Below are 8,503 nucleotides of genomic sequence, written 5' to 3'. Positions count from 1 at the left end.
AGGCCAGGGCAGGCCTGCCAGCAGCAATCCGCCCCCATGGCGCTTCTTCATCGCAACTCCTGTCCCGACAGCCTTGAGCGACGGCGCCTCGGAGGGCGCTTGCCGCTTTTCCACCCGAAACTTGCGGCGCAAGTTCCAGTGCATGCTTCAGCAGCATGCGTGACAGCGGCGTTCCCGGTCTGTCTGCCAACGCACACAGCGGGCGCTAGCCCCCAGCAAATGGCGCGGCCTGGCGCCGGATGCGCAACAGGATGCGCTGCGTCTGCCAGGCCACCAGCGAGCGTTTGAGCACCAGCAGCCGGCTCAGCGCCTCGCGCCGGTCGGCATGCAGGCTCACCGTGGCCAGGTGCAGCTGCAGCTGGTCGATGTGGACCTCGATCTGCTGTATTCGGGCGTCCAGCGCTGCCATCGTGAAGACTTGTTCCATGGGGACCATCCTTTCAACCCGACGATTCTGCGCTTTCATGTGCCTCTGGCGCTGAACTGCAAACCCTCGCCAGGCCCTGCGCTGCCGCCCGGGCTGTCAAAGGTGCGACACAACGCAAATGCTGCAGGCACCCGAGGGTGCGACAGCGCACAGACGTTCCCGGCAGGCGCGGTTAGCGTGTACCCAGTTGCGCAGTTCTCCTTAGCAAGAGCGCTTCGCTTTGGCATGTCCGTTGCCCTTCAACCTCTCCGCACAGCCCCTTGGGGTCCTGCCCAACACGTTCAGACATCACTTGGCAAGCACCCAGCCTCGGAGGACTTCTCATGCCCCACCCCACTGCCGCCCTGGCACCGTCAGCGCCGGGTGCCGTCGGCCTGACCGGTTCGGCCATTCGATGAGCAAGATCGGCCACGAGCATGCCATGCCTGCAACGCTTCGATTGACGGACACCCCTCCTCCAGCCGCTGCAGGCACGGCAGACGCTGCAGCGAGTGCCGGCTCGCCGCCGAGGCAGGCTGTGCCGGGCAGGCGTGGCGCGCTGCCGCTGGCGGGCAAGGTCGATCACGACGCCGATGCGGCGCAGGTCGCCGAAGCCATGGTGTCGATCTGGCTGGAGATCGAGGCTTCGCTGGCGCCGGTGATCGGCCACCGCGGCATGGCGGCACTCTACGAGCGCAGCCTCTACCTCACGGCCACTTCGCACCCCTGGCTGCCGGTGCCTCATGAAGCGCCGCAGAGCATCGACCTGTCGGCGCTGCAATCCGTCGTGGCCCAGCAGGCCAGCACGGAAGCCTTGCGTGGCGGCAGCACCTTGCTGCACACCTTCTGCGAGCTGCTGGGCAGCCTGATCGGCGATCCGCTCGCGCGGCGCCTGCTGGGCCCTCTGTGGGAGCCTGGCAACGAGGATGCGCAGCGCGAGGTGCAGCACCGATGAGCGCACCGGACCATCCCAAAGGCGGAACGCCGCCCGCACTGCCGCCGGAAGTGCCGCCTGCGCGCGGCCGGGTCAAGATCAACCGCCTGCCCACCGGCGTGCCCGGGCTGGACGCCGTGCTGGGCGGCGGCCTGCCCGATCTGTCCTTCAACCTCATCGCCGGGCCGCCGGGCTGCGGCAAGACCACGCTGGCGCACCAGATGATGTTCGCGATGGCCACGCCGGCCCGCAGTGCGCTGTACTTCACCGTGCTGGGCGAGCCGCCGCTGAAGATGCTGCGCTACCAGCAGCAGTTCGACTTCTTCGACAGCGAAGCGGTGAACCGCTCGGTGCGCTTCGTCAGCCTCGCCGAGGCGGCCCACGAGGGCGACCTGGACAAGGTGCTTCGCCGCATTGCCGCCGAAGTGGAGGAGAGCTCGCCGGGGCTGGTGGTGGTGGATTCGTTCCGCTCGGTGGCCATCGCCACCAGTGCAAGCGGCAACGCCGCGGCCGAACTGCAGCAGTTCCTGCAGCGGCTGGGGATGTTGATGACCAGCTGGCAGGCCACCACCTTCCTGATTGGCGAATACTTCACCGAGATCGACGCCAATCCGGTGTTCACGGTGGCCGATGGTCTGATCTGGCTGCAGCAAAGCGTGCATCGCAACTCCATGGTGCGCAAGCTGGAGATCAAGAAGATGCGCGGCCAGGCCACGCTGCCCGGCCTGCACACTTTCCGCATTGGCAGCGCCGGGCTGGAGGTCTTCGCCCCCGCCGGCCCTGCCGCAGGGCCACCCAAGGCAGCCTCTGCGGACTCATCGGACGAACCGGCCCGCCTGCTCACCGGCGTGCCGGGGCTGGACGAGATGCTGGGCGGCGGCGTGCCGCGCGGCTACTCGGTGCTGGTGGCCGGTCCCTCGGGTTCGGGCAAGAGCATCCTGGCAGCCACGTTCCTGGCCGAAGGCGTGCGCTGCGGCCAGACGGGCGTGATCGCCGCCTTCGAGCAGCACCCGCTGCGCTCGCGCAAGCGCCGGCTGGCCGAACTGATCGACAGCGGGCAGGTGGCGCTGGTCCAGAGCCACGCGCCGGACTTGTCGATCGACGAGATGGTGCAGCGCGTGCTGGAGGCCATCCAGCGGCTCGGTGCGCAGCGGGTCGTGATCGATTCGCTGTCGGGCTTCGAGCTGGCCATCGCGCCCACCTTCCAGGAGGACTTCCGCGCCTCGCTGTCGCGCCTGGTGACCACGCTGGTCAGCGCCGGCGTCACGGTGATGATGACCTCCGAGCTGGAAGACCGCTACACCGACCTGCGCTTCAGCCCCTACGGCACCGCCTTCCTGACGGACGCCATCATCGTGCAGCGCTACATCGAGGTCGACAGCCGGCTGCTGCGCGTGATGGCGGTGGTCAAGGTGCGCGCCAGCGCCCATTCCGACGAGCTGCGCCTGTTCAGCATCAACGACGACGGCATCCAGATCGGCCACCGGCTGGGCGCCTACGAGGGCCTGCTGGGCGGCAGCCCCACGCAGAAGGCAGGAGGCGAGCGGCAGGTGCAGTCGGCAGGGGCAGGCAGTGGTTGAGCCCGCCACGGTCCAGGCCAGCGCTCAGCTGGCTGACCTGCAGCAGCAGGTGGACCGTGCGCGTGCAGAGCTGGCCCATCTGCAGGCTGCGATTGCCCTGGCCCATCCGCCGGCCGAAGCGCCCCCGCCGGACCTGCGGGCGGCCAACGAGCAGTTGCTGCTGTCGGCACTGCGCATCCAGAAGGAGGCCGACCGGGCCGCGCTGGCCGCCGAACACGCCCTGCGGTACGCCTCCGCGCCCAGCGACCGGGACCTGCTGACCGGGCTGCCGAATCCCTCGCTGCTGCGCGACCGCCTGACGCAGGCCATTGGCAACGCGAACCGGCACGGCCAGCAGGTCGCGCTGCTGCTGGTGGACCTGAAGGACTTCCGCCAGATCAACAGCCACTTCGGCCATGCGACAGGCGACAAGGTGCTGCAGCGCGCGGCCCAGCGCCTGGCCTCCTTGGTGGATGCAGGCGACAGCGTGAGCCGCCACAGCGGCGACGCGTTCCTGGTGCTGTTGACCGATGTGCGCCAACGAGAAGACGTGATGGTGCTGGCGGACGCGCTGGCCACCACCACGGCCATGCCCCAGCAGATCGGCGAGCACCTGATCACGCTGGCCGCCAGCATTGGCATCAGCCTCTACCCGGACGACGGCCAGAGTGCAGGCACGCTCATCGAGCGCGCGCAAGCCGCCCTCGATGAGGCCAGGCGACAAGGCTTGCGCCACTTTGCGTTCCCGCCCGAGGATCCGCTGCTGGCGCTGCAGGCCGCGGCCCGCGCCGTGGTGCTGCCCGGCCTGCACCTGGTCAATGACGACCGCGTCCGGCGCGAGCGCGAGGCCTGGCGCGAACAGCTGCACGAAGCCAACGAGCACCTGGTGCTGGCTGCGCTGGCGGCCCAGGCGCTGCAGGCGGCGGCCGAACAGGCACGGACCCGGCAGATGGAGGTGCTGACCGTGGTGGCGCATGAGTTGCGCAACCCGCTGGGCCCGCTGCGCATCGCGGCAACGCTGATGCTCAAGGGGCACGCGGACGACGCCCGCCTGCAGCAGCTGCAGGCCATCATCCAGCGCCAGGTGGCCCACATGACCCGGCTGATCGGCGACCTGCTGGACGTCTCGCGCCTGCACACCGGCAAACTGCGCATCGAACGGCAGACGGTGCACGTGGCCACCCTGATCAAGGAGGCCGTGGAATGCTGCCGGCCGGCGATGGACGCGCGAACGCAGCTGCTGGTGGTGACGGTGCCTGAGTGCCCGCTGGACGTGGACGGCGATCCGGTGCGCCTGATGCAGGTGCTGTGCAACCTGCTGGACAACGCCTCCAAGTACACGCCCATCGGCGGGGAGATCCTGCTGACGGCAACGGCAAGCGACACGACCCTGGTCTTGACGGTGGCCGACAACGGCATCGGCATCACCGCCGAGGCCCTGCCCAGGGTCTTCGAGCCCTTTGTGCAGGACCCGCATGCCATCGGCTTCAACGGCGCGGGGCTGGGCATTGGCCTCACCGTGGTGCGGGAACTGGTGGGCGCGCATGGCGGCCAGGTCGAAGCCACCAGCGCCGGCAAAGGCCACGGCAGCCAGTTCACCGTCACCTTGCCGCTGATCCCCGGTTGAGCCGGCACCCCGCGACGCGCTTGACTGGAAACAGACCATGATCAATGCGCCGGGCCAACACTTGCATGCCGACGCCGTCGCCGAATTGAGCCACCTGAATCGGCAAATCGACCAGGCCTACCTGGCGCTGGCGCGCACGCTGGCCGACCTGCGCGATGCCCAGGCCGAGCTGGGCGGGCACCGCATGATGCAACTGCTGCAGGCCAACGAGCAGCTGGTGCTGGAGGCCTTGCGCCTGCGGAGCGACGTCGAGAGCAGCACCATTGCGCTGGGCGAAGCCACCCGCTCGGTCGAGCTGGATCCGCTGACCCGGCTGCCGAACCGCACGCTGCTGGCCGACCGGCTGGTGCAGGCCATCGCCGGGGCGAAGCGGCACGAAGCCAGGCTGGCGCTGCTGTTCCTGGACCTGGACCACTTCAAGTGGCACAACGACTCGCTGGGCCACGCCATTGGCGACCGCATCCTGGTGGAGATCGGCGAGCGCCTGACGGCCTGCGTGCGCGAGACGGACACCGTGTGCCGCCTGGGAGGCGACGAATTCGTGATCCTGCTGGCCGAGGTGAGCGAGCCGGGCGACCCGATGCTGGTGGCCCGCAAGATGCTCGCCGCGGTCAGCTCGCTGACCCACGTCGGTCAGCACGAGGTGGCGCTGGCCGCGAGCATCGGCATCGGCCTCTACCCTGACGACGGCACCGACGCGCAGACGCTGCTGGACGCCGCGGACGCGGCGATGTACCGGGTCAAGCATGCCGGCGGCAACGGCTTTCGCTTCGCCCAGGCTGCCCTGCAGCAGGCACATGCGCCGCCTGACACAGCCCCGCTCTCGGCGGCACTGCTGCACGCCAGCACGCGCAACGCGATGGCATTGCTGCGGAGCGCGAACGAGCAGTTGGTGCTGTCTGCGCTGGCCATGAGCGCGGCGCGTGAAACCGAGCTCAACCTGCTGCCTGCGTGGCCAGGGCCACCCTGGTCTGCCCACGGGCATGCCAGCCCGGCTCAGTTGCCGTTCCCGCCCCCGTCGCCCTCGCCGCCATCCCCGCCGCGAGACAGCAGCAGCTGACGGCGCAGCTGCGCCACGTCCTCGATCAGGTCTGTGGTGAGTGCCGCCAGCTGCGGGTCGGCGTCGAAGACGAGCTCCAGCTGGGCGATGCGCCTGGCCCGCAGCAGCGTGATGCTGCCGAACCGGCGCGAGGCAGCAAGCCCGTCGTCCTCGACCGCGTCCACCCGGAGCACGCCGGCTGCCACGTGCTCATGCACCCATGCCAGCGCCATGCCGCAGGCACGGGCAATGTCCTCGGCGGTGAAAGCCGCCTCGCCCAGCAGCTCGTGCTGCAGTGCAGGCCTGCGTGGTGCGTGGTGCATGCTCAGGCTCCCGTCCAGGCTCGCGGATCAAATGCGGGAAAGGCCTGGGCCATGGCCGCGTAGGCGGCGCGCTGGGCATCGGTCGTGGCGGGCGGCAGCACCAGGTCCAGCTCAAGGTAGAGATCGCCGGGCGACTGGCCCGGAATGCCGCGGCCCTTGAGCCGCAGCTTGCGCCCACGTTTCCAGCCCGCCGGAAAACTGACCTCGGCTTCGCCGCCCGGTGTGCGCAAGGTGGACGTGCAGCCCAGCTCCGCTTCCCACGGGGACAGCGGCACGCGCTGGTAGACGTCGCGGCCCTCGGCGCGCCAGCGTGCGTCCGGCTTGAACCGGATTTCCAGCAGCAGGTCCCCTGCCGCACCACCGCCCGAGCCCTGGCTGCCGTGTCCGGCCAGGCGGATGTGCTGGCCTTCGCGAACGCCTTTGGGGATCTTCACGGCCAGCTTGCGCTCGTCGGCCACCACCCTGCCGGCGTCATCGAGCCGGCTGCTGCGCAAGGCAATCGTGCGCTCGCCGCCCTGGTAGGCGTCCAGCAGGTCCAGCTCGATGCTGGCGTGATGGTCGCTGCCCCTGTGCGCCGGCTGCGCCTCGAAGCTGCCATGGCGGGCACTCGCGCGGCGGCTGCGCGCCGCCCGGCCGAAAAGCTGCTCGAAGAAGTCGCTGTGGTCCGCCTCGCTGCCCATCGAATCGGCAAAGGCGAAGCCTTCGTCCCAGTTCGGCGGGGGCCGGAAGTCCTGCCCGTCATGTGCATGCGGCTGGCTTTGCAGCTGGTCATACGCGGCCCGTCGTCCAGGCGAGCCCAGCACCTCGTTGGCCTCGTTGAGTTCGACCATGCGCGCGGTCGCGTCGGCCTCCTTGCTGACGTCCGGGTGGTACTTGCGCGCCAGCTTGCGGTAGGCCTTCTTGACCTGCTCGGGCGTCGCGTCCCGCGGCACGCCGAGGATCCTGTAGTAGTCCTTGAACTCCATGCCCTATCTCCGGATCACGCGACCACCTTGTCCGGGAGCATCTCGTGGTACTCCGGCGCCCCCCTGACCTGCTCGCTGGTCAGGGCCACGTGCACGGTGCCTCGCACCAGGTCGAGCTTGTCGACCGAGGCCGGGGCCAGCAGGACCTTGCGCCCGCCTGGCCCCCGGCCATTGGTGTCGACCAGCAGGAAGGCAATGCGCCAGGTCTCGGTTTCGAAGAAGAAGTCCCGCACTTCGCCCACCGTGTCATCCAGGGCATGCACCTCGCAGCCGTTCACCTCCAGGCTGTTGCAGACATGCGCGTCCAGCGCGGCAGCCGGCTGCGCTGCAGCGGCCGGGCCCGCGCTGCGTGGCCGGTCCCCTGGCTCGATGCGGGGCAGCATGTCCCGCTCGTTCGGCTCCGCCAGCGTCCGGGTCTGCCGGGCCGAAGGGCTGCCCGCGGCCTGCGCATGGGTCAGCGTGACTTCGATTTCGTTCGAGCGGTCAAACGAGCGCCGGATGAAGCGTGGCGAGACCAGGATGCTGCGACCGCGCTGCTCGTGCTCCAGATCGACGGCCAGGTAGCGGATGACCCAGGTGCGGGTGTCAAACAGCACCCCGCTGACGGTGCCTATCCTGCCGTCCTCGCCGTACATGATGGCGCCGGTGATGTGGCGGATGCTGTTCAACATGGTGGGCTCCTGACTCGGATGGGGTGCACCTCCATGGTGGCGCCTGGGCAGCGTCCCGTCCGTGCGCACGCGCACGTTGGCGACTCAAGGCGGCGACAACTGCCAGTCCAGCTGGTAGAAATGCTGGCCGTCGCGGATGTCGATGTTCATCGTGCCGCTCAGGCCCGCCAGCTCGCCGGTGCCAGAGTCGGGCACCACGCGGATGGTCAGCGAAGGCTGGCCCTTGTCCATCACGCCGAAGTGCATCAGCACGAAGCTGCCGCGGCGCCCGGCAAGCGTGCCTTCCACCCGCTCCATCGCCACATAGCCGGCCGAGCCCGGCGTGGCCGTGCCGGCGGCCAGCATCTCGCCCAGGCTGGTGGCCTGCAGGTCGCCCTGGAAGGTCTTGTGGATGGCCTTGCGGCCCAACTGCGCCGCCTCGGTGCCGGGGGCAACCGGCTGGCTGGGCAGCGTGACTTCGAATGTTCCCTTGGCTTGCATCTGTGCTCCTGTTCGGCTGGTCTGGGCGACACTGGGTGCTGCCACGCTCAAGCCGATGCTGCCTGCGGCCACGGCCCGCAGCAAGCATCGGCGATCGATCGACGGGTTCATGTTCACCTCCATGCGCCGCATTGCACCGCGGCACCGCCACCGATGATTGGAAAAACGCGACCTGCCGTGTCCCGCACCGTTCCCGGCCCCGCCCGCGGCGTGCTGAACCAGCGCCTGGACCCGGCCCGCTTCGTCCATCTGCGCGAAGCGCCCTCGGCCGAGTTGGCACCCTGGGTCGACCACTTCTGGCACGTGGGTTGGGACCTGCGCGGCCTGCCCGACCAGCAGCAGCAAACCCTGCCACACCCGAATGTGCACCTGGTGGTGGAAGACGGCCAGGCACGCCTGTGGGGCGTGCACCGGGCGCGCTTCAACAAGCTGCTGGCGGGCCGCGGCTGGGCCTTCGGCATCAAGTTCCGCGCCGCCGCCTTCGGGCCGTTCTGGGGCC

Annotated in this window: 10 protein-coding genes; 5 read left to right on the top strand and 5 right to left on the bottom strand. The window is 69.4% G+C overall.

Annotation, left to right across the window (positions count from 1 at the left end; genetic code table 11):
- Window positions 1-205 precede the first annotated feature (205 nt).
- Window positions 206-427, bottom strand: a complete 222-nt coding sequence (locus tag FKP22_RS13610) for a hypothetical protein (RefSeq protein ID WP_141288023.1) — start codon at window positions 425-427, stop codon at window positions 206-208.
- Between the two features lie 394 nt (window positions 428-821).
- Here FKP22_RS13610 and FKP22_RS13605 point away from each other — a divergent pair, with 394 nt between their 5' ends.
- From FKP22_RS13605 to FKP22_RS13590, 4 genes are read left to right on the top strand one after another with little or no spacing between them, the layout of a single operon-like run.
- On the top strand, window positions 822-1,361 hold the full coding sequence (locus tag FKP22_RS13605; RefSeq protein WP_141288022.1) for a hypothetical protein: 540 nt from the start codon (window positions 822-824) through the stop codon (window positions 1,359-1,361).
- Window positions 1,358-2,920, top strand: coding sequence for a DUF7125 family protein (locus tag FKP22_RS13600; RefSeq protein WP_141288021.1), 1,563 nt, complete (start codon window positions 1,358-1,360; stop codon window positions 2,918-2,920). Before FKP22_RS13605 ends, FKP22_RS13600 begins: the two co-directional genes overlap by 4 nt.
- Window positions 2,913-4,526, top strand: coding sequence for a diguanylate cyclase domain-containing protein (locus FKP22_RS13595; protein ID WP_211361402.1), 1,614 nt, complete (start codon window positions 2,913-2,915; stop codon window positions 4,524-4,526). Before FKP22_RS13600 ends, FKP22_RS13595 begins: the two co-directional genes overlap by 8 nt.
- A 37-nt stretch (window positions 4,527-4,563) precedes the next feature.
- A complete protein-coding gene (locus tag FKP22_RS13590) occupies window positions 4,564-5,586 on the top strand; it encodes a GGDEF domain-containing protein (protein WP_141288020.1) in 1,023 nt (340 codons plus the stop codon).
- Here FKP22_RS13590 and FKP22_RS13585 read toward each other — a convergent pair.
- From FKP22_RS13585 to FKP22_RS13570, 4 genes are all read right to left on the bottom strand, one after another.
- Window positions 5,523-5,888: a MerR family transcriptional regulator gene (locus tag FKP22_RS13585; protein ID WP_141288019.1), complete on the bottom strand. Its 366-nt coding sequence runs from the start codon at window positions 5,886-5,888 to the stop codon at window positions 5,523-5,525. The two genes, FKP22_RS13590 and FKP22_RS13585, sit on opposite strands and share 64 nt — an antisense overlap.
- 2 nt (window positions 5,889-5,890) lie before the next feature.
- On the bottom strand, window positions 5,891-6,853 hold the full coding sequence (locus FKP22_RS13580; RefSeq protein ID WP_141288018.1) for a DnaJ C-terminal domain-containing protein: 963 nt from the start codon (window positions 6,851-6,853) through the stop codon (window positions 5,891-5,893).
- A 14-nt stretch (window positions 6,854-6,867) separates the two neighbouring features.
- Window positions 6,868-7,524: a PRC-barrel domain-containing protein gene (locus FKP22_RS13575; protein WP_141288017.1), complete on the bottom strand. Its 657-nt coding sequence runs from the start codon at window positions 7,522-7,524 to the stop codon at window positions 6,868-6,870.
- An 84-nt stretch (window positions 7,525-7,608) separates the two neighbouring features.
- Entirely contained in the window at window positions 7,609-8,004 is a 396-nt protein-coding gene (locus FKP22_RS13570; RefSeq protein WP_141288016.1) for a DUF3224 domain-containing protein, read from the bottom strand.
- Between the two features lie 177 nt (window positions 8,005-8,181).
- Here FKP22_RS13570 and FKP22_RS13565 point away from each other — a divergent pair.
- Window positions 8,182-8,503, top strand: a 322-nt coding sequence (locus FKP22_RS13565; protein ID WP_310733330.1) for a DUF6597 domain-containing transcriptional factor, incomplete at its 3' end; no start/stop codon positions are given.

Source organism: Ideonella azotifigens, assembly GCF_006519715.1.
Lineage (GTDB): Bacteria > Pseudomonadota > Gammaproteobacteria > Burkholderiales > Burkholderiaceae_C > Ideonella > Ideonella azotifigens.
Note: the sequence above shows the minus strand (reverse complement) of the source record. Positions and strands in the feature narration are given on the sequence as shown.